We start from the raw sequence: 22,825 nt of genomic DNA on the forward strand, positions 1-22,825 counted from the left end.
TCCGTAGGCCCTGCGCCATCGGGCAATTCAATCATTTTTGATTCATACTGCCGGAGAGAATGCAGAACACCCCCATCAGGTCAGCGTGACGAATCGTGATTTCCGTCTTTTCATTCACTTTCGGTTTGGCGTGGTACGCAATCCCCAGCCCGGCCGCTTTGATCATCGGCAGATCGTTAGCGCCATCGCCAATCGCCACCGTCTGCGCCACGGGAATTTCATACTCCTGCGCCAGTCGGGTCAGCGTGTTAGCTTTGTACTGGGCATCGACGATATCGCCAATGACATTGCCGGTAAATTTCCCGTCGATGATCTCCAGCTCGTTCGCCACCACCGCGGTTAAACGCAGCTTTTCACGCAGGTATTCTGCAAAAAAGGTAAACCCGCCGGAGGCGATCGCCACTTTCCAGCCGAGCGTTTCCAGCTTCAGCACCAGTTGCGTCAGACCCGGCATCAACGGCAAATTCTCGCGCACCTGGCGCAGAATATCGGCATCCGCGCCTTTCAGCGTCGCCACACGGCTGCGTAAGCTGGCGGTAAAATCCAGTTCGCCGCGCATCGCGCGTTCCGTGACTTCCGCAACCATTTCGCCCGTCCCGGCCAGCTTCGCGATTTCATCGATGCATTCGATCTGAATCGCCGTCGAATCCATATCCATAACCAGCAGGCCTGGCGTACGCAGATGCGGAATTTTGCCCAGCGGCGCGACATCCAGCCCGGCGCCGTGCGCCAGCTTCGTCGCGCGCGGCGTTAAGGAACCCGCCAGACGAATCACCTGATAATCTTCAACGCACCAGGCCGCCACGATCACCATCGCAGCGCCCAGCTTGCTCTGGTACTGCGTTAAGCGCTGCTTATCCAACCCGCGACCGTACAGCAGCCAGCCGCTACGGCCTGCGTGGTAATCCAGTGGCATCACCTCGTCACCACTTAATGAAAGGGGTAAACCAGGCCACAAAGAAACATCTTCAGGCAGATCGCACCAGGTAATGTTAGGCATTAAAGCTCCTGTAAAATCGTTCGGGTCGGGAATCATCCTGGGGAAAATAACGCATGAGGCTACCCTGTAACCATCGCTTCTGGCAACATTAAGCCTCAAATTTTCAGCAGGTGGAATATGGCTCGCGCAAAACTGAAATTCCGGCTTCATCGTGCAGTGATTGTATTGTTCTGTCTCGCACTGCTCGTCGGGCTGATGCAGGGGGCGTCCTGGTTCAGTCAAAACCATCAACGGCAGCGCAATCCGCAGCTCGAAGAACTGGCCCGCACGCTGGCGCGCCAGGTGACCTTAAATATCGCGCCGCTGATGCGCACCGAAACGCCGGATGAGAAGCGGATCGCCGTCGTACTCCGCCAGCTAACGGAAGAGAGCCGCATTCTGGATGCCGGTGTCTACGACGAGCAAGGCGATCTCATTACGCGCGCAGGCGAAAGCGTCAATGTGCGCGACAGGCTGGCGCTGGACGGTAAAAAAGCGGGCGGCTATTTTAATCAGCAGATTGTCGAACCTATTCAGGGTAAAAATGGCCCGCTGGGCTATCTGCGCCTGACGCTGGATACGCATACGCTGGCGACCGAAGCGAAGCAGGTCGATAACACCACCAACATTTTACGCCTGATGCTGCTCCTGTCACTGGCAATTGGCGTGGTGCTCACGCGCACCTTGCTACAGGGCAAACGCACGCGCTGGCAGCAATCGCCTTTCCTGCTCACCGCCAGCAAATCCGTACCGGAAGAGGAAGAGAGCGAGAAGAAAGAACCATAGGATAGCCGCCGCTTTGTCGTTAATATAGTTGAGACCACGAAAAGGAATGCTGCCATGACGACATTACGTCTGCTTATCTCTGACTCTTACGATCCCTGGTTCAACCTGGCGGTTGAAGAATGTATTTTTCGCCAGATGCCCGCGACACAGCGCGTTTTGTTCCTGTGGCGCAACGCTGATACGGTCGTCATCGGGCGGGCGCAAAACCCGTGGAAAGAGTGCAACACCCGGCGCATGGAAGAAGACAATGTCCGGCTGGCGCGTCGCAGCAGCGGCGGCGGCGCGGTGTTCCACGATCTCGGCAATACCTGTTTTACATTTATGGCCGGGAAGCCGGAGTACGACAAAACGATCTCCACCGCGATAGTGCTCAATGCGCTGAACGCGCTGGGCGTTACCGCAGAGGCTTCCGGTCGTAACGATCTGGTGGTGAAAACGCCGGAAGGCGACCGCAAGGTTTCCGGCTCCGCCTATCGGGAAACCAAAGATCGCGGCTTCCACCACGGCACATTGCTGTTGAATGCCGATCTCAGCCGTCTGGCGAACTACCTCAATCCTGATAAGAAAAAATTACAGGCCAAAGGGATCGCTTCCGTGCGCGGGCGCGTCGCCAATCTGGTCGAACTGCTACCTGGCATTACCCATGAACACATCTGCGACGCCATTACCGAGGCGTTCTTCAGCCACTACGGCGAACGCGTGGAAGCCGAAATAATCTCTCCAGATAAAACGCCGGATCTGCCCAATTTTGCCGAAACGTTCGCTCGCCAGAGCAGTTGGGAATGGAACTTCGGCCAGGCGCCAGCCTTTACGCATCTTCTGGACGAACGCTTTATCTGGGGCGGCGTTGAACTGCACTTCGACGTTGAAAAAGGGCACATCACGCGCACTCAGGTTTTTACCGACAGCCTTAACCCTGCGCCGCTGGAAGCGCTGGCGGGCCGTTTACAGGGGTGTCTGTACCGTGCGGATATGCTGCAACAGGAGTGTGATGCGCTGTTAGTCGATTTTCCAGAGCAGGAAAAAGAGCTACGGGAATTGTCGGCATGGATTGCGCGGGCGGTGCGTTAACCCTCTCCAGGACGTGCCCGTTTACCCTTAACAAGGGCGGCACGTTATTTTCTCAATAACCATCAGCAATGCATTAAAAGCCTGCCGATTAACGCTCAGGCTGGCATATTATTTATCAATAATATTCATCGCGTGAATATATAAACATACACTCTCACCATATTCCAACCGCATACAAAATAGCAGCAACTCTAAAACAAAAAATAACAAAAATCACCAGAAATCAGTTTTAAATAAAACTAAAACCACTGTCTGCTGTGTCCAGATAATATATTACTTCTGGAATATAACTCTATCCCAACCATATTCCATAGCTATCTGGTTGATATAAAACGTATTCAGAAGGCAAGTAACATGCCTTTTCGTACCATCACACAATTCAAGTTAAGGATCAACAAATGAAAAAAGCACTTCTTGCCACCGCAATCGCGGCACTGACCATGTCTAACGCATGGGCGGCCGACGGCGCCACCACTGAACTGCGCGTAACGGGGAAACTGCTGGTCGGTGGCTGTACCGCGACTGTCAATGGCGGCAACGCACTTGACTTCGGCTCGCATCTGATCAGCGACCTTAGCTCAACGGCCGTCAACGATATCGCCACGAAAGACACCGATCTGGTCATCGAGTGCCCCAGCGCCACGAAAGTAGGCTGGACGCTGACCGATAACAAAGCGGATAGCAACGCAGAGATCTGGATAACCGGCATCATTAAAGGTAAAGGAGTCTCATTCGGCGTAGGTAAAACAGCAGGCAATGTCAACATTGGCGCCTATGCCGTATCCATCGATTCTGTCAAGGCTGCAAGCGCGAAAGCCGTCAATGGCGAAGACACTTTTGACGCTGACTATATTGTAAGCGCCGCCGCAAGTACGGGTTTGTGGGCTAAGGCGACAACGGAAACTTCTTTTCGGAACCAGGAAGGGACGCAGGATATCATCACCGTCGGCGCCAAAGGCACGCTGGAACCAGCAGCCTATAACAATGCAACTTATCCGCTTAAGGTTTCTCTGGCTGTAGATAATACCACCAAACTGGCCATTAGCGATGATACCGATATTTCAGGTTCCGCCACCATTACCCTGAGATATATCTAATCACATCGTTATTAATCATATCTGTACAACAACTCCCTACATGGATGGGTGGGGAGTTTTTCCAATAGAAGGAATTACAATAATGTCTGACAAATCTTGTACCGTTAAAGCGTATATATTTGCCGCCACGCTTCTCTGTTTACCTTTATCTCAGGCTTATGCGGCAGGAATGGTTCCCGCCTCCACGCTACTGGTTATTGAAGAAAGCCATAATGGCGGAACGATAAATGTCAAAAACAGCGATACGGTTCCGATGTTGCTGTACACCACAATAGAAGATGTAAAAGATGACAGTGGCATCACCGTCAACGTCACCCAGCCCGTCGTACGCGTGGAACCCGGTCAGGAACAGCAGCTCCGCTTTATTATGGAAAGCAGCGCCCCGCTAACCAAAGAGCACTATAAACGCGTCACCTTTGAAGGCATCCCGCCATCAGGCGTGTCTAAAGGCGCAATGAAAGTTAACTTCAATTTGCGTCAGGATCTGCCGGTATTAATTCGCCCCAAAAATTTACCGGTCGTCACCGATGCGTGGAAGCTGCTGAAATGGTCCGGCTCCGGGCAGCATATTAAAGTCAGCAACCCTTCCGCCTATGTGGTGCGCCTGGCGCAACAGGTGATTTTTTTACCTTCGCAAACAGCCGGGGAAATCGCAAAAACCTATATTTTACCCGGAGAAGTTCTGGATGTAACCGTCAAGAAATCCATCATTTCCGATCAATCTGTACGCTTCTTCCCGGCCAGCCGCTACGGCATCGACATACCCAATTTCACTGCGCCGTTAACACCATAATCAATAAAAAACGGGGACAAAGTAAGTGTATATGAAAGGAATCAACCTGCTGTCTCGCCATATTCAGATCGCGTTATATTCATGTACGTTATTAACCTCAACAGCGTTAGCCCGTGAGGTAACGTTCAGTACCGATATACTCAATACGCGCGGCATCAGTAAAAATATCGCAAATTACTTCGCAGAAGAGCCGCGTTTTTTGCCCGGTGTACATAGCGTTCTAATCAACGTAAACGGGTCAGAAAAAGGTTCGCTGGGCGCCAAATTTGACGAACAAGGGCAACTCTGCGTAGATGACGATTTTCTGACAGCGATCGGGCTACGTCCTCTGGGGATCTCCCTGCAAGAACACTGTCATGACCTGCAAAAAGATTATCCCTCCGCCGTCATAAAGTCCCTTCCCGGTAAGGAGATGCTGGAGTTAACTGTCCCGCCCGACGCACTGGAAAATAGCGCGTCCCGGGAGAAAAACTATAGCCACGGCGGCAGCGCCGGGCTGCTCAACTACAGCCTGTTTTCCACGCGAAATGAATACAACGGCGGCGACAGCCATAACTACACGCAGGGCGATATAGAAGCGGGCGCCAATCTGGCCAACTGGGCATTGCGCAGCCGCTATTTTCTGCTGGACTCTGACGGCGATCGCAGCGCTAAAAATTTATTCACTTATGGCGAACACGTTTTTGAAGCGCAACAGATGCGTGTCCAGGTTGGGCAGATCAGCTCCAGATCGGCGCTGTTTTCTGGAACATCCCTCAGCGGCATTCAGTTACTCCCCGAGTCCAGCATGACCTCTGATAATTCAGGCGTCACCGTGACGGGGATTGCCCGCACGAACCAGGCGCGAGTAGAAGTCCGCCAGGCGGGGCAGCTTGTTTATTCCACGCTGGTAAACGCGGGGGCATTCAGGCTGGACAATGTCCCCATCCTGTTAAATAACGCCGATCTTCAGGTCAGCATCGTCGAAACCGACAACGTCACAACCAGTTTCATCGTACCTGCCTCCTCAATCAACCTGAACGGCCTTCCGCGACCACAAGGGCTTATGATGTCAGTAGGCCAGGTGCGCAACGTCGACAGCGATTACAGCGACCCCTGGGTATATAACATTTCAGACGGCTGGCGCCTTACCCCACAAACAAGTTTGCTGGCGGCGGGGGTTCTTGCCGAGGATTATCAGGCAAGCGGTGCAATGCTGGAGTGGAGTTCAAACGAGAAATGGCAAGTATTTGCCAGTCTGCTGGGCAGCCGCGAATCCTTCGGCGATACGCGCAGCGGTATAAAGGCGGAAATTCAAAACCAGCTGACACTTCCCGGCCATGTCTCTGTTGGGGTCAGCACCGCACGTTATTCTGACGACTATCGTGAGTTGTCTGAGGCGATGGACGACGACAGCGCAAGCTATCAAAGCAGCTATAGCGCCAATGTAAACTGGAGCGGCAGAACAGCAGGAACCTTCTCGTTAGCCTATAGCTATAATCAGGCCACGGATGATTATGAAGACTCCAGTTACGTGAGTCTTTCATGGGGAAAAACATTTAAATACGCGTCAATAAACGTGAACTGGCAGCACTCTGTTAGCAACGATAACGATAATGACGACATCAACGATGACAGCTATGACGATGATGTGTTTTACATCAACCTCAACATTCCTTTCCAGTCGCAGTCGATTAACGCATATATGCGCAATCAGGGCGACCGAACGACATATGGCTTACGCAGCAGTGGCCCTCTCAGCGACAATACCAGCTACTCCGTTTCGGCGGATCGCGATATCGGAAACGATCTCAACACCCTCAACGGCAGCATCAACAGCAACCTGCACTACACGCAGATGAGCGTTGGCGCAACAACCAACAATGACGATCAGCGTACCTACAGCGCAATGCTGTCGGGCGGCATTGCCCTGCATCGCCAGGGGGTGACCTTCTCCCCCTATACCATTAAAGATACCTTTGGCATTGCCCACCTGAGCGAACCGGAAAGCGGCATCGAAATCGCAACGCCGCAAGGCCCGGTCTGGACAGATTTCTGGGGGCAGGCCGTGGTGCCTGGACTGACGGAGTGGCGTAAGTCACGTATTGAGGTGAATGCAAATACGCTGCCCAAAAATATGGATCTGGCTAACGGAACAAAGCTACTGGTGCCCGCTCATGCCACCGTCAGCGACCTGGATTTTAACGTGCTAAACACCCGTCGCGTCATGCTGAAGATAAAACAGCAGGATGGCTCCTGGCTTCCTAAAGGCACGTCTGTTGTTGATGAAAAAGGAAACTACCTGGTCAGCGCAGTGGACAGCGGCCGCGTCTTTATTAGCAATATTGACGAAACGCCAACGCTCTATAGCGTTGATGACAATATGAACCGTATCTGCAAAATCACTTACACATTAAGCAATGTGCAGAATAAAGAGGCGTTTTACGAAACGGCGGAGGGTATTTGCCAATGAAGTCATACGGAAAGTGGATCATTACATTATGTACGTTAGCAGCGCTGGGATCACGCATGGCATGGGCAGACGAGAACTGCCAGGTATCGCTCTCTCGCGCTACCGTAGCCTTTCCCCCGATGCAGCGAAATGACAACGTCGGCTCACAGCAAAACTGGTTTAAAATGCCCTCGCGCGATATCAATGTCAGCATCTATTGCCCGCAACCACAGGTGATGGCGCTATTTGTACATGGCGCCGCAGGCCCACAAGGGCGATTTCTTTTCGGTAACGGCGGGGGGCTGGCATTGAAAGCCAGCCAAATGATACTGGATGGCCGCAGCTATATGATCGGGAAAACAACCGATCGCAATGAGTTCATTCCCGCAGACGGCCATGCCGATACACAGCTGCTGCACAATAACGAAGCCATTATCGCTATCGAGAACAATGAAGCCGCGCGCGGGCAGCAGTTGAACTTTACGTTAACGCTAACGCCAGTGCTGAACGAAAAGCAGTTCCGTAATGTCAGCGACAATACTGAGATGGAGAGTAATTTAAGCTGGGAGTTGCTAACGCATTAATCGCCAAAGGGCGGTAAATAAACAGGCAGGGAAAAGGGGCAAACTGCCCCTTCAGAGTGCTGACAAAGGATTGTGCAGCATTTATGTCGGGTGGCGGTCAGGCCTTACCCGACCTACAAATCACGTAAAATATTTTGTAGGCCTGATAAGCGAAGCGCCATCAGGCGTAAGGGGCAAAGTGCCCCCTTCTTTTTTACGCTTTATCGCCCAGCAGAACAGATTCCAGCGCGATTTTGATCATGTCGTTGAAGGTCGTCTGACGTTCAGCGGCAGTGGTCTGCTCGTGAGTACGGATATGGTCAGACACGGTGCAGATGGTCAGCGCTTTCGCACCAAACTCAGCCGCCACGCCGTAGATACCCGCCGCTTCCATTTCCACGCCCAGGATGCCGTATTTTTCCATCACGTCGAACATTTCGCCGTCAGGAGAGTAGAACAGATCGGCGGAGAACAGGTTGCCCACGCGCGCGTCAACACCCAGCGCTTTCGCCGCGTCTACCGCGTTGCGCACCATATCAAAGTCAGCGATCGCCGCAAAATCATGATCCTTGAAGCGGATACGGTTAACTTTGGAATCGGTGCAGGCACCCATACCAATCACCACATCGCGCAGTTTCACATCGTTGCGTACCGCACCGCAGGAACCGACACGAATGATTTTCTTCACGCCGAAATCGGTGATCAGCTCTTTGGTATAGATGGAGCAGGACGGGATACCCATACCGTGACCCATGACGGAGATCTTACGGCCTTTGTACGTCCCGGTGAAACCTAACATGCCGCGAACGTTGTTCACTTCACGCACGTCTTCAAGGAAAGTTTCAGCAATGTGCTTCGCACGCAGCGGGTCGCCCGGCATCAAAACGACGTCAGCGAAATCACCCATTTCTGCGTTAATATGTGGAGTTGCCATCTTTTATCCTTATCTCGTTGTTATTGCCTGATGGCGGCTACGCCTTATCAGGCCTACAAAACCGTAGGCCCGGTAAGCTTGCGCCACCGGGCAATTGCATCACAGCATGTTTTTGCCGTAGTCCATCGGCGACGTACCGAAGTACGTTGCCAGCGTCTGACCGATATCCGCGAAGGTTTCACGGTGACCGAGCGAGCCCGCTTTCACTTTCGGGCCATAAATCAGCACCGGAATGTGCTCGCGAGTATGGTCCGTACCGGTCCAGGTCGGGTCGCAACCGTGGTCGGCGGTCAGGATCAGAATGTCATCTTCACCGACCAGTTCCATCAGTTCCGGCAGACGACGGTCAAACAGCTCCAGACCCGCAGCATAGCCCGCTACGTCGCGGCGATGCCCCCAGGAGGAGTCGAAATCAACGAAGTTGGTAAAGACGATCGTCTCGTCGCCCGCTTCTTTCATCTCTTTAAGGGTGGCGTCGAACAGCGCGTCCAGGCCAGTGGCTTTCACTTTTTTGGTGATGCCGCAGTTGGCGTAGATATCCGCAATCTTACCGACGGAAACCACATGCCCTTTTTTCTCGTCGACCAGTTTCTGCAAGATGGTCGGCGCCGGCGGTTCAACGGCCAGATCGTGACGGTTGCCGGTACGCTGGAAGTTACCGGCCTTATCGCCGATAAACGGACGCGCGATAACGCGGCCAATGTTGTAGCCGCCTTCGGTCAGCTCTTCACGGGCGATTTCGCACAGCTCGTACAGTTTATCCAGCCCAAAGGTCTCTTCATGGCAGGCGATCTGGAATACGGAGTCAGCGGAAGTATAGAAAATCGGTTTACCGGTTTTCATATGCTCTTCGCCCAACTGATCCAGAATGACCGTACCGGAAGAGTGACAGTTACCGAGGTAACCCGGCAGGTTGGCGCGTTTTACCAGCTTATCCAGCAGTTCCTGCGGGAAGCTGTTTTCGTGGTCGCTGAAGTAGCCCCAGTCAAACAGAACCGGAACACCCGCGATTTCCCAGTGGCCAGACGGGGTATCTTTACCGGAAGAGAGCTCGTGCGCCCACGCGTACGCGCCAATTACCTCCGCATTGCCGTCCATACCCGCAGCAATTTTACCGGTAGAACCTTCATGCGCTTTCACCAGGCCCAGGCGGGTCAGGTTAGGCAAATTCAGTGGGCCTTTACGGCCATTGTCGGCCTCGCCCCTGGCGCAGGCTTCTGCAATATGGCCCAGGGTATCTGAACCTACGTCGCCAAAGCGATCCGCATCTTCAGTTGCACCAATACCAAAGGAGTCCAGCACCATAATAAATGCACGTTTCATCTTGTTCTCCATACATCTTGCGCTGCAAAAAAGCGATCAGATCAGTATACAGCTATTCGGTAATACGACGATAGACTGTCGGTGTAATTTCAGGCGCTTTGTCGTCAAGGCTGATTGCCGCTTTGACGGCTTTCGCCGCTTCCTGCCAGCTGGCTTCGTCTTTGGCGTGGATAACAGCCAACGGACGCTGCCCGTCAACGCTGTCGCCCAGACGCGCCATGTCGGTAAAGCCGACGCTGTAATCAATGGTGTCCGACGCCTGGCGACGACCGCCGCCCATTGAGACCACCGCCATGCCCAACGCGCGAGTGTCCATCGCGGATACAAAACCTTCAGTATCGGCATAGACAGCTTTGCTGAGCATCGCCGTCGGCAGGTATTTCGCGTAGTTTTCCACGAAATCGCTCGGCCCTTTCTGTGCCGCTACCATGCGACCAAAGATTTCCGCCGCTTTGCCGTTATCCAGCACCGCCTGTAGTTTCACTCGCGCATCAGCGTCATCTTTCGCCAGTTTGCCGGAGATCAGCATCTCCACGCACAGCGCCATCGTGACGTCGAACAGACGCGGGTTGCGGTATTCACCGGTCAGGAACTGCACCGCTTCGCGCACTTCGACGGCGTTACCGGCGCTGGAGGCCAGCACCTGATTCATGTCGGTGAGCAGCGCAGTTGTGCGCACGCCCGCGCCGTTGGAAACGCCAACGATGGCTTCAGCCAGCGCGGCAGAGAGTTCGTAGGTCGGCATAAAGGCGCCGCTGCCCACTTTCACGTCCATCACCAGTGCATCCAGCCCTTCCGCCAGTTTTTTCGCGAGGATTGAAGCGGTGATCAGCGGGATGGAGTCCACCGTCGCGGTAATGTCGCGGGTGGCGTAAAAACGTTTATCCGCCGGTGCGAGCGAACTGGTCTGCCCAATAATCGCCACACCCACGTCTTTAATGATTTCGCGGAAACGGTTGTCGTCCGGGAAAATATCAAATCCCGGGATTGCTTCCAGTTTATCGAGCGTACCGCCGGTATGACCGAGGCCGCGCCCGGAGATCATCGGAATGTAGCCGCCGCAGGCCGCCACCATAGGGCCAAGCATCAGCGAAGTCACATCACCCACGCCGCCGGTGGAGTGTTTGTCAACAATGGGGCCGTTAAGGTTGAGACTCTTCCAGTCCAGAACGGTTCCTGAATCTCGCATCGCCATGGTCAGCGACACACGTTCAGGCATCGACATATCGTGGAAGAAAATGGTCATCGCCAGAGCGGCAATCTGCCCTTCAGAGATGGTGTTATCACGAATACCATTGATAAAGAAGCGGATCTCTTCGTCGCTTAACGGATGACCATCACGTTTTTTACGAATAATTTCTTGTGCGAGAAACACGGTAACCCCCAGGGGAAAAGAGTAGAAGGCCATTGTAGGCCGGGTAAGCAACGCGCCCCCCGGCAGTCGTATTGATGCCGGATGGCGGCTGCGCCTTATCCGGCCTACGTCACTACAACTCCGGCAATATAAGGCTTAGTAGCTGCTTGCGCTCTTGCCGTCCCCGTGACCCAGCGCTTTCAGCAGGCTTGCCAGCAGGCTGGATGCGCCGAAACGGTAGTGACGGGAATCCGCCCAGTCAGCGCCAAACAGTTCGTCAGCAATGGCCAGGAACTGCTGTGCATCTTCAGCGGTACGCACGCCGCCAGCCGGTTTGAAACCAACGGTTTTGGAAACACCCATATCGCGGATCACTTCCATCATGATGCGTGCGCTTTCCGGCGTTGCGTTAACCGGGACTTTACCGGTAGAGGTTTTGATGAAATCCGCACCGGCTTTGATGGAAATTTCAGACGCTTTACGGATTAATGCTTCTTCTTTCAGTTCACCGGTTTCGATGATCACTTTCAGCAGCACGTTTGCCGCCGCACAGGCGTCTTTACAGGCTTTCACCAGATCGAAGCCCACCTGCTCGTTACCGGCAATCAGCGCGCGGTACGGGAATACCACGTCAACTTCGTCCGCGCCGTACGCGATGGCTGCGCGGGTTTCTGCCAGCGCGATGTCGATGTCGTCATTACCGTGCGGGAAGTTGGTGACGGTCGCAATGCGGATATCCGGCGTGCCCTGCTCTTTCAGAGTCTTACGCGCAATCGGAATAAAACGCGGGTAGATGCAGATAGCGGCAGTATTCCCAACCGGGGTTTTCGCCTGATGACACAGCGCGATCACTTTTTCATTGGTGTCGTCGTCATTCAGGGTGGTCAGGTCCATCAGTTTCAGCGCACGCAGGCTGCTTGCGGTTAAATCAGTCATTACATTCTCCTGGCTCATCGCCGGTATAAAATTTCACCTTGCGAGTTTGTTAGTATTCTAACATCCGCTCGCCATTACACTTCGATATACATCACAGTTAATGAAAACTACGTACAAATTTGCATTACTGTAACGAGATCCACTTCAAATAAATGACCTTTCCCGGCCTCGCGAGTGGGCAACAGGCGCATCCTGATCAAAAGCCATCATCACGCAACTTCCTACAATGGCGCTTAACCTTCGGCACAAAAAAGGAAACGAAGATGCCCACTTCATGCGAAACCGCGCTGCAACATCGTTGCCAGCAAATTGTGACCAGTCCGGTGCTCAGCCCCGAACAAAAACGTCATTTTCTGGCGCTGGAAGCTGAGAACGCGTTGCCTTATCCGGCCTTGCCCGCAGAGGCTCGCCAGGCGCTGGACGACGGGGTTATCTGCGATATGTTCGAAGGTCATGCCCCGTTCAAACCTCGTTATGTTTTGCCCGATTACGCCCGTTTTCTGGCGAATGGCTCACAGTGGCTGGAACTGGAAGGCGCAAAAGATCTGGATGACGCGCTATCTTTGCTGACCATCCTCTACCATCACGTTCCTTCCGTAACATCGATGCCGGTCTATCTGGGGCAATTGGATGCGCTGTTGCAGCCGTATGTTAAAATTCTAACACAAGACGAGATCGATATTCGAATAAAACGTTTCTGGCGCTATCTCGACAGAACGCTGCCGGACGCCTTTATGCATGCCAATATTGGCCCGGCCGACACGCCTGTCACCCGCGCTATTTTACGTGCCGATGCTGAGTTAAAGCAGGTTTCACCTAACCTGACGTTTATCTATGATCCCGATATCACACCGGATGATTTACTGCTTGATGTCGCTAAAAACATTTGTGAATGCAGCAAACCTCATATTTCTAATGGCCCGGTAAATGATAAAATTTTCACAAAAGGTCAATATGGCGTCGTCAGTTGTTACAACTCTCTGCCGCTTGCGGGCGGCGGCAGCACGCTGGTCAGGATCAATCTGAAAGCCGTTGCAGAGCGCAGCACCTCTGTCGATGACTTCTTTACGCGCACGCTACCGCACTACTGCCAGCAGCAAATCGCCATCATTGATGCCCGATGTGACTTCCTCTATGAACAATCACATTTCTTTGAGAATAGCTTCCTGGTGCAGGAAGGGTTGCTTGATCCCGGACGTTTTGTACCGATGTTTGGGATGTATGGCCTGGCCGAAGCGGTAAACCTGCTGTGTGAAAACGCGGGGATGAACGCGCGCTACGGGAAAGACGACGCAGCCAATGCGCTGGGCTATCGCATCAGCGCGCAGTTGGCCGATTTCGTCGCAAACACGCCTGTTAAGCATGGCTGGAAACAGCGGGCGATGCTGCATGCCCAGTCAGGCATCAGTTCCGATATCGGTACGACGCCGGGCGCGCGTTTACCGTACGGCGATGAACCCGATCCCATTACCCACCTGCAAACCGTCGCCCCCCATCATGCGCACTACCATGCCGGGATCAGCGACATCCTGACGCTGGACGAAACCATCAAGCGGAATCCTCAGGCGCTGGTGCAGCTTTGTCTGGGCGCGTTCAAGGCCGGCATGCGTGAATTTACCGCCAACGTCAGCGGCAACGATCTGGTGCGCGTTACCGGGTATATGGTGCGCCTGTCGGATCTGGAAAAATATCGCGCCGAAGGATCGCGAACAAACACCACCTGGCTGGGGGAAGAAGCCGCGCGCAATACGCGCATTCTGGAACGACAAGCACGCGTAATAAGTCATGAACAGCAGATGCGCTTCCTAACGCAAAATCATTCGAGAGGCATCGAGGCGGCAAGCGAATGAATCCCCAGTCACGTACACGTAGTACGTGACTGGGGTGAATAAGTGCAGCCAACAAAGAGGCAGTTCGAAGGATGAAGTGTTTAGTCAGTAAAATCATACCGTTCTCCTGCGTGGACGGCCCCGGCAGTCGTCTGGCTCTGTTCTTACAAGGGTGCAATCTGCGCTGTAAGAATTGCCATAATCCGTGGACGATCGGGCGCTGCAACGACTGCGGTGAGTGCGTTCCCCAGTGCCCTCATCAGGCGCTGGGCTTCAGCGCGGGGAAAGTGGTGTGGCAGGCTGACGTCTGCGAGCAGTGCGATACCTGTTTGCGGGTGTGCCCGCAGCAGGCCACGCCGATGGCGCAGACGATGAGCGTCGATGAAGTGCTGGGCCATATCCGTAAGGCATCGCCATTTATTGAAGGCATCACCGTCAGCGGGGGCGAAGCCACCACTCAGTTACCGTTTATTTGCGCGCTGTTTGCCGCGATCAAGGCCGATCCGCAGCTGTGTACGCTGACGTGTCTGGTCGACAGCAACGGTCTGTTGAGCGAAACCGGCTGGCAGAAACTGCTGCCCGTTTGTGATGGCGCGATGCTCGATCTAAAAGCCTGGGATAGCGCCTGCCATCAGCGTCTTACCGGGCGGGATAACGCGCAGATCAAGCACAGCATCAGGATATTGGCAGAGCATGGCAAGCTGGCCGAGCTACGGCTGCTGGTGATTCCTGGTCAGGTGGATTACCTGCAACAGATAGCGCCGCTGGCCGCGTTTATCTCCCGTCTGGGCGATATTCCCGTCCGGTTAAACGCTTTCCATGCACATGGGGTGTATGGCGAAGCAAAAACGTGGCCGGGCGCAACGCCTGACGACGTGCAACAGCTGGCAAACGCATTATGGGCGCACGGGGTGCATAACCTGATTTTCCCAGCTTTATATTTGTGAATCGCCGGATGGCGGCTGCGCCTTATCCGGCCTACAAATGATGTCGACCCGTTGGCCGCCTTATCCGGCCCACAAATGATGTCGGCCCGTAGGCCGGATAAGACGCTTTTGCGTCGCATCCGGCAATCAGAGACGAAATAGCGCCGTCGTATTGCGATACAGCGTTTCGGCTATCACCTCAGAGGGTTCATCTCGTAGCGCGCACAGCTTGCTGAATACCCGTGCCGCCTGTTCCGGGCGGTTTGGCTGCCCCTGAAAACCATTTAGCGGCATATCCGGCGCGTCGGTCTCCAGCAGCAATGCATCCAGCGGCAGTTGCGCCATCACATCACGCGTTTTACTGGCGCGCGGATAAGTAATCGTGCCGCCAACGCCAATTTTGTAGCCTAACTGAACAAAGCGTTCCGCCTGTTGCAGACTGCCGGAAAAACCGTGTACCACCCCGGTTCGCGCCAGGGCGTGGCGTTTGAGATGCATTGCCAGCTTGTCATGGGTGCGACGCGAGTGAAGGATCACCGGCAGATCGTAGCGTTTCGCCAGTTTAAGCTGCGCCTCCAGGAGCCGTTCTTGCTCATCAAACTGAGGATTATCGCGGTAAAGATCCAGCCCGATCTCCCCTACCGCCACGACTTTCTGCGGGCGTTGATCCAGCGCCTGTTGCAGGCGATCCAGACTGTCATCTGCGTGCTGCTCAATAAACACAGGGTGCAGCCCCAGCGCCGCAAACAGCGACGGGAAGCGTTCCGCCAGCGCCAGCACGCGTGAAAAACAGGCCGCAGCCGTCGCCGGAACAATGATTTTGCCAACCCCCGCATCAGCGGCACGCTGGATGCTGGCCGCTTCATCACCGGTGAAAGGCGGAAAATCAAAATGACAATGCGTGTCGATAAATCGGCAACTCACGCCAGATCCTCATTATTGAAGGTAGTGTCGTTGGCCTGCGCCGCGCCGCTGACCGTTGCTACGTGCATATCGTTGGCCACCGCCGCCGGAGGCACCACCACCGGGCCAGGAATGACAATCTTCGGCGTGTGGCGGGAGAGCGGCGGTTTCTCCGTCAGCAGTTTCCCCACCGTCGCCAGAAAATAGCGCCCGCACAGACGTCCGATTTTGTAATCTTCGCGCAGCGCAGGAAGACGGCTGCCCAACGCCATGCTTTGCAGCGGTTTCGGCGGGTAGATTTCAATGATACGCAGCTTACCCGGCGGCTTCTCAATAAAACGCTGAATGGCGCTATAGCTGGTTTCGTGGTGCTGTACCAGATTCACCAGCGGCTGCAAACTGCTCTCCCCCAGCCAGCGCTCCATGCGCTTAAACCACTGCGGCGTATAGTACATTTGCGAAGGCACCGTGCGGATCACCACAATCGTTTTCGCGCCACGCTTTGCCGCCTCCTGTACCGGGATCGCATCGCTGATCCCGCCGTCCAGATAATTGATGCCATCCAGCGCCACGCCTGTACGGTAGAACCCTGGAATCGCGCTGGTCGCACGAATAATATCGAGCCAGTTTTGCTTCGTTGGCGAGAAATAGTTCGCCGTGTAGTCATCCCCACGACAGGCGCACATATAGAAGGATTTTCCGCTATCGAACAGACGCGCGGCGGTGTCCATCGCCAGCGGCATCTGCCCGGATGTCGCGTCCACCAGCCAGTCGAGATCGATCAGGTTCCCCCCGCGAACAAAACGCACCGGATCGAAGAACTCCCGCTTCGTGGTGTAACGCATAATAACTTTGCGCCCATAGCCGGGCTGGTTACAGAGATAGGCAGAAAGGTTTTGCGCCCCGGCAGAGGTGCCGAGGTAGAGGTCGAACGGATTGAACTGCGCGCGCATAAACTCATCCAGCACGCCAGCGGTAAAGATTCCCCGCTGCCCTCCGCCCTCGCACACCAGAGCCATTCGGCCTGGTCGGAACGCGTTTAATGATAATGGCGCAATATTGCCGAGCGTCACGGGTATTCGCTGCCCCACCTCTGCCTGCCTGTGTTTTATTTTATAGAATGACAAAGTAACGCAAATTCGCGATAGCTAAAACCGTAAAAGCCAGTCCGATGGACTGGCTTAGCATGAATCATGGGTATTACGGGTGACGTGCTAGGGTCGTTTACGGCCCATAAACAGGCTGATCAGGAACAGGACAATCCCGACGACGAAGACAATTTTCGCTGCGCTAGCCGCGGTGCCTGCCAGTCCACCAAAACCCAGAGCGGCGGCAATTAACGCGATAACCAGAAATATAATGCCCCAACGAAACATAAGCTTCTCCTTTACCATAGTTAATGTCGACCGCTTGATATGAGCGTTCAGGTTGCTCATTCGCGATATTTTTAGTGTGGTGTACATTGCGCCTCCCGACAAACGTCGGGAGGGCGAATTAAGACGAATTACTGAGTTTTCAGGTCATTTTTGACGCTTTTCACACCATCAACCGCTTTTGCGATACTTTCAGCACGGTCGATTTGCGCCTGAGAATCTACGGTTCCTGAGAGCTGCACCACGCCGTCGGTGGTTTCGACTTTCACTTTGCGGGAAGGCACGATGTCATCCGCCAACAGTTTCGCTTTGATCTCGCTGGTAGTGGCCGTATCCCCGGCATAGCCTTTCATCGTGCCGGACTTGCTGTCGCGAACATGCAGTTTGTCGCTGACGGAGGTCACACCCTCAACGCCTTCCGCCACTTTCACGGCTTCTTCAGCCTGAGCCTGGCTTTCAACAAAGCCGCTTAATATCACCACTTTGTTATCGGTTTTGACCGAGATATCGGTGCTCTTAATACTTTCATGATCCACCAACGCCGCTTTCACTTTTGCGGTGATGGCGCTGTCATCCATGAAGTTACCGACTTTATTCATAGAGCTATCGACTTTCTGTCCCGCGCTTTCTGCGCTGGACTGTGCCTTATCCAGCGTAGAGGTTTCCGCAAATGCAGAACCGGTCGCGACAGCGGAGGTCAACATTACGGCCAGGAGAGTTTTAGAAATCTTCAGTCTTGTCGTCGTCATCGATTCATTCCTGTATGGATGGCAGCCGTCACAATCAACATACTTATGCAGAATCGCGGCGCTAATCCCATCTTTATTCAGTTATTAATATCGCAGACAAGATAAATGACGGCCTTAACAACCAGTATTCACGCATTGAACAGTGTTAAAAGTCGTCATTTATGTCATCACTTTGTTAAATATAGATCACAATCGCAAAATCGCTTGCTGATACGCTTAAAAAACAAGCAACCATAAGAAAAACTGAGGGATTTAAGAACATTCCGCAAGCGGTTAAAAAGGCAGGGAAAGTAACAGGGCGCGCCGGATGACACGCCCTGGAGGGACAATTAGTGCTCGCGCGTTTTGCGGAACTGAACATCAGGATAGCGTTCCTGCGTCAGGTTCAGGTTAACCATTGTCGGTGCGATATAGGTGAGGTTATCACCGCCATCCAGCGCCAGTTGTACTTCGTTCTTACGCTTGAACTCTTCGAATTTCTTCGCGTCAGTACATTCAACCCAGCGTGCGGTGGCGACGTTGACGGACTCATAGATAGCCTCAACGTTGTATTCGCTCTTCAGGCGGGCAACCACCACGTCGAACTGCAACACGCCGACGGCGCCCACGATCAGATCGTTGTTGGCGATCGGACGGAACACCTGTACCGCGCCTTCTTCAGACAGCTGAACCAGCCCTTTCAGCAGCTGTTTTTGCTTCAGCGGATCTTTCAGGCGGATACGACGGAACAGCTCCGGCGCGAAGTTCGGAATACCGGTGAACTTCATCATTTCGCCCTGAGTGAAGGTGTCGCCAATCTGAATGGTACCGTGGTTGTGCAGGCCCAGAATATCGCCCGGATACGCCTCTTCCACGTGAGAACGGTCGCCCGCCATAAAGGTCAGCGCATCAGAAATCACCACGTCTTTGCCGATACGTACCTGGCGCATTTTCATGCCTTTCTCGTACTTACCGGAGACCACTCGCATAAACGCCACGCGGTCGCGGTGTTTTGGGTCCATATTGGCCTGAATCTTAAACACGAAACCGGTGAACTTCTCTTCTTTCGCTTCTACCGTACGGGTATCGGTCTGGCGCGGCATCGGCGCAGGCGCCCACTCCACCAGGCCATCCAGCATATGGTCAACGCCGAAGTTACCCAGCGCTGTACCAAAGAAGACCGGGGTGATTTCACCAGCCAGGAACAGCTCATGGTCGAACTCGTTGGACGCGCCCTGCACCAGTTCCAGCTCGTCGCGCAGCTGCTGCGCCAGGTCTTCCCCTACGGCAGCGTCAAGTTCCGGGTTATCCAGACCTTTTACAATGCGCACTTCCTGGATAGTGTGGCCTTTACCGGTCTGGTACAGGTAAGTTTCGTCTTTATAAAGGTGATAGACGCCTTTGAACAACTTCCCGCAGCCAATCGGCCAGGTGATCGGCGCACAGCCGATTTTCAGCTCGTTCTCAACTTCATCCAGCAGCTCCATCGGGTCGCGGATGTCACGGTCGAGTTTGTTCATAAAGGTGAGGATCGGCGTATCGCGCAGGCGGGTTACTTCCATCAGCTTACGGGTACGATCTTCGACACCTTTTGCCGCGTCAATCACCATCAGACAGCAGTCCACCGCCGTCAGCGTGCGGTAGGTATCTTCCGAGAAGTCTTCGTGCCCGGGGGTGTCCAGCAGGTTGACCAGGCAATCATGATACGGGAACTGCATTACCGACGTGGTAATAGAAATACCACGCTGCTTTTCCATTTCCATCCAGTCAGATTTTGCATGCTGGCTGGAGCCACGGCCTTTTACCGTCCCGGCAGTCTGGATAGCCTGTCCGAACAGCAATACCTTCTCAGTGATAGTGGTTTTACCGGCATCCGGGTGAGAAATAATGGCAAAAGTGCGGCGCTTAGCCACCTCTTGCAAATAAGGAGACAACGTCATAGTTCAATCTTCTTGAGTAAGCGCGGCGTCTGACCACGCATGTTGAATACGAAAAATTGCGGCTATTTTACCCATCAACGGGGGGGAGGCAATCAGTGTTTACACAGGAGTTGCTCCAGTTCGCTTAATGACGCCACGGTCCAGGTCGGTTCAATACCCGCAGGCTGCTCGCGATGGTGCGCATTCAGCCAGCAGGTGGAAAGCCCGGCGTTAATGCCGCCGAGAATATCAGACTCTGCGGTATCGCCGACCATTAACACGCGAGAGCGGTCAGGGCTGCCCGCCTGCTCCAGCGCGTAATCAAAGATGCGCGGATCGGGCTTCGCCACGCCCACTTCTTCAGAAATAACCAGCAGATCAAAACGATCGCGAAGCCCTGTTCGTTCAAGGCGAATTTGCTGCAATGAGGTGAATCCGTTGGTGATGATGCCCATCTTCACCTTACCGTGCAGGGCGTTAACCAGCGAAACCGCACCCGGCAGCGGTGCGCAAATCTCCGCCATGGCGTTCATAAACGCATCATTTAACTCTTCAGGCGGGACGTTCAGCTGCTCGCCCCAGCCGACAAAGCGCTGGCGCTGAAGCTGAAGCGAAGTGATAGCGCCGTTCTGATAATCCACCCACAGCGGTTTATTGACGGCCTGGTAGTCCTGAAAATCTTCAGCGGTAAAGGTGACGCTATAGTCGAGAAACATCCGCTGCAAGCCGGTAAACGAGTCAAACGTAAACAGCGTTTCGTCGGCATCAAAGAAAATCCAGTCCCACTTCATCATTCCACCTTGTCTTACATACTGATTGGCAATGCCATGATTATCGCGTCCTCACGCCCGTCAGCCGTCGGGTAGTAATTACGGCGCACCGTTGCCTCATTAAAACCTAAACTTTCATAGAGTGCGATGGCGGCGGCATTTGAGGCGCGCACCTCCAGCCATAACGTCAGGACGCCGCGTTTTTCCAGTTCATCAATCAGATGTTCCAGCAGTTCTCGCCCCAGCCCCCGACGCTGAAAATCCGGGTCAACCGCAATATTGAACAGCGTCGCCTCATCCAGCACCACCTGCGTAATCGCGAACGCCGCCATCTTTCCGCCGACCGTCAGTTGATAGTTGAGGTAACGTTCGCCCTGATTGCTGGCAAAGGTTTTTTCACTCCACGGAAACGCATGGGCGCGTTTTTCAATCAGAAACGCAGCAGGTAAATCAGTCGGATTGAGGGAAGAAATCGTGTTCATATGCGCAAATTTGTTGCCATAGTGCGGCGCGTGCCGTTGGGTTTGCCCGTAATTCATTAAACGCAGGACTTGTCACCTGAGCGCCTTCCAGCAGCAAAGGCTCTTCAGTACCCAGCCGCCAGCTGTTGCACCGGCTGCCTTCCGGCAGCATGGCGACGCGGTCAGGCGTCAACGGTAATACCTGGTCGGGACTGACGGTCAATGCGCGCAAAATATCGCTCATCAAGGGTTCGGTCAGCGCCGGTAATTCTTCCGCCACGACCACCAGACGAACGTGCGCCGGAAGGGAAATCGCGATTTCCCCCTGTAGCGCGCCAGGGCGACGCAGCGACCACTGGGTAATGCCCAGTTGCTGTAATTGCCAGTCTCGTCGGGATGTCATAGCGAAACGCTCCTGTCTGTCAGGGGCGCAAATATAGCAAATTCGTCGAAACTGCGCCAACAAACAACTATAATCGCCGCCAGGAACAATAGAGGAACCTTTCATGTCTGCTTTTACCCCGGCAAGTGAAGTCTTGCTGCGCCACAGTGATGATTTCGAACAAAGCCGTATTCTGTTTGCCGGAGATTTGCAGGATGACCTGCCAGCCCGCTTCGAAAGCGCCGCCAGCCGCGTGCATACGCAACAATTCCACCACTGGCAGTTGTTAAGCCAGCTGATGGGCGAGAAGGCGCGCTTTAGCCTGGTCGCCCACGCTGACGACGTCGCGGACTGCGACACGCTGATCTACTACTGGCCGAAAAATAAACCTGAAGCCCAGTTCCAGTTGATGAATATCCTGTCGCTGCTGCCGCTCGGCACCGACATCTTCGTGGTGGGCGAAAACCGTAGCGGTGTTCGCAGCGCAGAGCAAATGCTGGCCGACTACGCGCCGCTGAACAAAATCGACAGCGCGCGCCGCTGCGGGCTGTATCATGGCCGTCTGGAAAAACAGCCTGTCTTTGATGCGGAAAAATACTGGGGCGAGTACCGCATTAACGATCTGACCATCAAAACGCTGCCCGGCGTTTTCAGCCGCGACGGTCTGGATGTCGGCAGCCAGTTGCTGCTTTCCACGCTGACGCCACATACCAAAGGCAAAGTGCTGGATGTCGGTTGCGGCGCAGGCGTGCTCTCTGCGGCCTTAGCCAGCCACTCGCCAAAAGTGCGTTTAACCCTGTGTGATGTTTCCGCGCCTGCCGTTGAGGCCAGTCGCGCAACGCTTGCGGCAAACGGCGTTGAGGGTGAGGTGTTCGCCAGTAACGTCTTTTCTGACGTAAAAGGGCGTTTTGATATGATCATCTCTAACCCGCCGTTCCACGATGGAATACAAACCAGCCTGGATGCCGCGCAAACGCTGATTCACGGCGCGGTTCGCCACCTCAACAGCGGCGGTGAGTTGCGCATCGTGGCTAACGCCTTCCTGCCCTACCCGAAAGTGCTGGATGAAACGTTTGGCTTCCACGAAGTGATTGCGCAAACCGGGCGCTTTAAAGTTTACCGCACGGTGATGACGCGCCAGGCGAAGAAATAGAGTGGTCATCGTAGGCCGGATAAAGTGCCTGCACCGCCATCCGGCATGGTTTGCGGATGCCGGATGGCACTTCGCTTATCCGGCCTACGGTTAGCGCCCATTTTTGCAGCAATC

Annotated in this window: 22 protein-coding genes; 9 read left to right on the forward strand and 13 right to left on the reverse strand. The window is 54.2% G+C overall.

The window, feature by feature from the left end; all coding sequences use genetic code 11:
- Window positions 1-31 precede the first annotated feature (31 nt).
- Window positions 32-1,000, reverse strand: a complete 969-nt coding sequence (gene serB / locus CKO_RS14560; protein ID WP_024130729.1) for a phosphoserine phosphatase — start codon at window positions 998-1,000, stop codon at window positions 32-34.
- Between the two features lie 117 nt (window positions 1,001-1,117).
- Here serB and CKO_RS14565 point away from each other — a divergent pair, with 117 nt between their 5' ends.
- From CKO_RS14565 to CKO_RS14590, 6 genes are all read left to right on the forward strand, one after another.
- Window positions 1,118-1,765 (forward strand): YtjB family periplasmic protein, encoded by a 648-nt coding sequence (locus CKO_RS14565; protein ID WP_012134185.1) that lies wholly within the window; start codon window positions 1,118-1,120, stop codon window positions 1,763-1,765.
- Window positions 1,766-1,819: 54 nt separating this feature from the next.
- The gene (gene lplA / locus CKO_RS14570; protein ID WP_012134186.1) at window positions 1,820-2,836 is read left to right on the forward strand and encodes a lipoate--protein ligase; all 1,017 of its coding nucleotides are present in this window, start codon (window positions 1,820-1,822) and stop codon (window positions 2,834-2,836) included.
- 398 nt (window positions 2,837-3,234) lie between these two features.
- Window positions 3,235-3,933, forward strand: a complete 699-nt coding sequence (locus tag CKO_RS14575) for a DUF1120 domain-containing protein (protein WP_012134187.1) — start codon at window positions 3,235-3,237, stop codon at window positions 3,931-3,933.
- An 82-nt stretch (window positions 3,934-4,015) separates the two neighbouring features.
- A complete protein-coding gene (locus CKO_RS14580; RefSeq protein WP_048902407.1) occupies window positions 4,016-4,726 on the forward strand; it encodes a fimbria/pilus chaperone family protein in 711 nt (236 codons plus the stop codon).
- Between the two features lie 31 nt (window positions 4,727-4,757).
- Window positions 4,758-7,178 (forward strand): fimbrial biogenesis outer membrane usher protein, encoded by a 2,421-nt coding sequence (locus CKO_RS14585; protein ID WP_012134189.1) that lies wholly within the window; start codon window positions 4,758-4,760, stop codon window positions 7,176-7,178.
- Window positions 7,179-7,234: 56 nt separating this feature from the next.
- A complete protein-coding gene (locus CKO_RS14590; protein ID WP_230032288.1) occupies window positions 7,235-7,741 on the forward strand; it encodes a DUF1120 domain-containing protein in 507 nt (168 codons plus the stop codon).
- A 193-nt stretch (window positions 7,742-7,934) separates the two neighbouring features.
- Here the strand turns inward: CKO_RS14590 and deoD are convergent, their stop codons facing one another.
- The 4 genes from deoD to deoC form a co-directional block, all read right to left on the reverse strand.
- Window positions 7,935-8,654 (reverse strand): purine-nucleoside phosphorylase, encoded by a 720-nt coding sequence (gene deoD / locus CKO_RS14595; RefSeq protein WP_012134191.1) that lies wholly within the window; start codon window positions 8,652-8,654, stop codon window positions 7,935-7,937.
- 99 nt (window positions 8,655-8,753) lie between these two features.
- Window positions 8,754-9,977, reverse strand: a complete 1,224-nt coding sequence (gene deoB, locus CKO_RS14600) for a phosphopentomutase (RefSeq protein ID WP_024130731.1) — start codon at window positions 9,975-9,977, stop codon at window positions 8,754-8,756.
- 52 nt (window positions 9,978-10,029) lie between these two features.
- On the reverse strand, window positions 10,030-11,352 hold the full coding sequence (deoA, locus tag CKO_RS14605) for a thymidine phosphorylase (RefSeq protein WP_024130732.1): 1,323 nt from the start codon (window positions 11,350-11,352) through the stop codon (window positions 10,030-10,032).
- Between the two features lie 135 nt (window positions 11,353-11,487).
- Complete coding sequence (gene deoC / locus CKO_RS14610) at window positions 11,488-12,267, reverse strand: deoxyribose-phosphate aldolase (protein ID WP_024130733.1); 780 nt, start codon at window positions 12,265-12,267, stop codon at window positions 11,488-11,490.
- Between the two features lie 263 nt (window positions 12,268-12,530).
- On the opposite strand from deoC, the gene CKO_RS14615 reads away from it, so the two are divergent.
- Both CKO_RS14615 and CKO_RS14620 read left to right on the forward strand, forming a co-directional pair.
- Window positions 12,531-14,117: a YjjI family glycine radical enzyme gene (locus CKO_RS14615; RefSeq protein WP_024130734.1), complete on the forward strand. Its 1,587-nt coding sequence runs from the start codon at window positions 12,531-12,533 to the stop codon at window positions 14,115-14,117.
- A gap of 71 nt (window positions 14,118-14,188) precedes the next feature.
- Window positions 14,189-15,043 carry a YjjW family glycine radical enzyme activase gene (locus CKO_RS14620; protein WP_012134196.1) on the forward strand — a complete coding sequence of 285 codons (855 nt, stop codon included), beginning with the start codon at window positions 14,189-14,191 and terminating at the stop codon, window positions 15,041-15,043.
- Between the two features lie 126 nt (window positions 15,044-15,169).
- Here CKO_RS14620 and CKO_RS14625 read toward each other — a convergent pair whose 3' ends face one another.
- The 8 genes from CKO_RS14625 to CKO_RS14660 form a co-directional block, all read right to left on the reverse strand.
- Window positions 15,170-15,946, reverse strand: coding sequence for a metal-dependent hydrolase (locus CKO_RS14625; RefSeq protein WP_012134197.1), 777 nt, complete (start codon window positions 15,944-15,946; stop codon window positions 15,170-15,172).
- Window positions 15,943-17,016, reverse strand: coding sequence for a patatin-like phospholipase family protein (locus CKO_RS14630; protein WP_024130735.1), 1,074 nt, complete (start codon window positions 17,014-17,016; stop codon window positions 15,943-15,945). Before CKO_RS14630 ends, CKO_RS14625 begins: the two co-directional genes overlap by 4 nt.
- Window positions 17,017-17,139: 123 nt before the next feature.
- Window positions 17,140-17,301 (reverse strand): DUF1328 domain-containing protein, encoded by a 162-nt coding sequence (locus CKO_RS14635; protein ID WP_047459078.1) that lies wholly within the window; start codon window positions 17,299-17,301, stop codon window positions 17,140-17,142.
- A gap of 128 nt (window positions 17,302-17,429) precedes the next feature.
- Window positions 17,430-18,047, reverse strand: coding sequence for a molecular chaperone OsmY (osmY, locus tag CKO_RS14640; protein WP_012134200.1), 618 nt, complete (start codon window positions 18,045-18,047; stop codon window positions 17,430-17,432).
- 329 nt (window positions 18,048-18,376) lie between these two features.
- Window positions 18,377-19,966: a peptide chain release factor 3 gene (gene prfC / locus CKO_RS14645; RefSeq protein ID WP_012134201.1), complete on the reverse strand. Its 1,590-nt coding sequence runs from the start codon at window positions 19,964-19,966 to the stop codon at window positions 18,377-18,379.
- A 92-nt stretch (window positions 19,967-20,058) separates the two neighbouring features.
- Complete coding sequence (gene yjjG / locus CKO_RS14650; protein ID WP_024130736.1) at window positions 20,059-20,736, reverse strand: pyrimidine 5'-nucleotidase; 678 nt, start codon at window positions 20,734-20,736, stop codon at window positions 20,059-20,061.
- Between the two features lie 14 nt (window positions 20,737-20,750).
- Window positions 20,751-21,197: a ribosomal protein S18-alanine N-acetyltransferase gene (gene rimI, locus CKO_RS14655; protein ID WP_012134203.1), complete on the reverse strand. Its 447-nt coding sequence runs from the start codon at window positions 21,195-21,197 to the stop codon at window positions 20,751-20,753.
- Window positions 21,166-21,579 (reverse strand): DNA polymerase III subunit psi, encoded by a 414-nt coding sequence (locus CKO_RS14660; RefSeq protein WP_024130737.1) that lies wholly within the window; start codon window positions 21,577-21,579, stop codon window positions 21,166-21,168. The genes rimI and CKO_RS14660 overlap by 32 nt, the downstream gene beginning before the upstream one ends.
- A 103-nt stretch (window positions 21,580-21,682) precedes the next feature.
- Between CKO_RS14660 and rsmC the strand changes: the two genes are divergently transcribed.
- Window positions 21,683-22,711, forward strand: coding sequence for a 16S rRNA (guanine(1207)-N(2))-methyltransferase RsmC (rsmC, locus tag CKO_RS14665; RefSeq protein ID WP_012134205.1), 1,029 nt, complete (start codon window positions 21,683-21,685; stop codon window positions 22,709-22,711).
- Window positions 22,712-22,825 lie beyond the last annotated feature (114 nt).

The organism is Citrobacter koseri ATCC BAA-895 (assembly GCF_000018045.1).
GTDB lineage: Bacteria > Pseudomonadota > Gammaproteobacteria > Enterobacterales > Enterobacteriaceae > Citrobacter_B > Citrobacter_B koseri.

Excerpts from the sequence above, each read along its gene's own strand:
- serB (WP_024130729.1), bottom strand. The coding sequence starts at position 1,000 with ATGCCTAACATTACCTGGTGCGATCTGCCTGAAGATGTTTCTTTGTGG.
- CKO_RS14585 (WP_012134189.1), top strand. The coding sequence starts at position 4,758 with ATGAAAGGAATCAACCTGCTGTCTCGCCATATTCAGATCGCGTTATAT.
- CKO_RS14660 (WP_024130737.1), bottom strand. The coding sequence starts at position 21,579 with ATGACATCCCGACGAGACTGGCAATTACAGCAACTGGGCATTACCCAG.
- lplA (WP_012134186.1), top strand. The coding sequence starts at position 1,820 with ATGACGACATTACGTCTGCTTATCTCTGACTCTTACGATCCCTGGTTC.
- CKO_RS14575 (WP_012134187.1), top strand. The coding sequence starts at position 3,235 with ATGAAAAAAGCACTTCTTGCCACCGCAATCGCGGCACTGACCATGTCT.
- CKO_RS14565 (WP_012134185.1), top strand. The coding sequence starts at position 1,118 with ATGGCTCGCGCAAAACTGAAATTCCGGCTTCATCGTGCAGTGATTGTA.
- deoD (WP_012134191.1), bottom strand. The coding sequence starts at position 8,654 with ATGGCAACTCCACATATTAACGCAGAAATGGGTGATTTCGCTGACGTC.
- CKO_RS14590 (WP_230032288.1), top strand. The coding sequence starts at position 7,235 with ATGGCATGGGCAGACGAGAACTGCCAGGTATCGCTCTCTCGCGCTACC.
- rsmC (WP_012134205.1), top strand. The coding sequence starts at position 21,683 with ATGTCTGCTTTTACCCCGGCAAGTGAAGTCTTGCTGCGCCACAGTGAT.
- CKO_RS14615 (WP_024130734.1), top strand. The coding sequence starts at position 12,531 with ATGCCCACTTCATGCGAAACCGCGCTGCAACATCGTTGCCAGCAAATT.
- CKO_RS14580 (WP_048902407.1), top strand. The coding sequence starts at position 4,016 with ATGTCTGACAAATCTTGTACCGTTAAAGCGTATATATTTGCCGCCACG.
- osmY (WP_012134200.1), bottom strand. The coding sequence starts at position 18,047 with ATGACGACGACAAGACTGAAGATTTCTAAAACTCTCCTGGCCGTAATG.
- prfC (WP_012134201.1), bottom strand. The coding sequence starts at position 19,966 with ATGACGTTGTCTCCTTATTTGCAAGAGGTGGCTAAGCGCCGCACTTTT.
- deoB (WP_024130731.1), bottom strand. The coding sequence starts at position 9,977 with ATGAAACGTGCATTTATTATGGTGCTGGACTCCTTTGGTATTGGTGCA.
- deoC (WP_024130733.1), bottom strand. The coding sequence starts at position 12,267 with ATGACTGATTTAACCGCAAGCAGCCTGCGTGCGCTGAAACTGATGGAC.
- yjjG (WP_024130736.1), bottom strand. The coding sequence starts at position 20,736 with ATGAAGTGGGACTGGATTTTCTTTGATGCCGACGAAACGCTGTTTACG.
- CKO_RS14620 (WP_012134196.1), top strand. The coding sequence starts at position 14,189 with ATGAAGTGTTTAGTCAGTAAAATCATACCGTTCTCCTGCGTGGACGGC.
- CKO_RS14635 (WP_047459078.1), bottom strand. The coding sequence starts at position 17,301 with ATGTTTCGTTGGGGCATTATATTTCTGGTTATCGCGTTAATTGCCGCC.
- rimI (WP_012134203.1), bottom strand. The coding sequence starts at position 21,197 with ATGAACACGATTTCTTCCCTCAATCCGACTGATTTACCTGCTGCGTTT.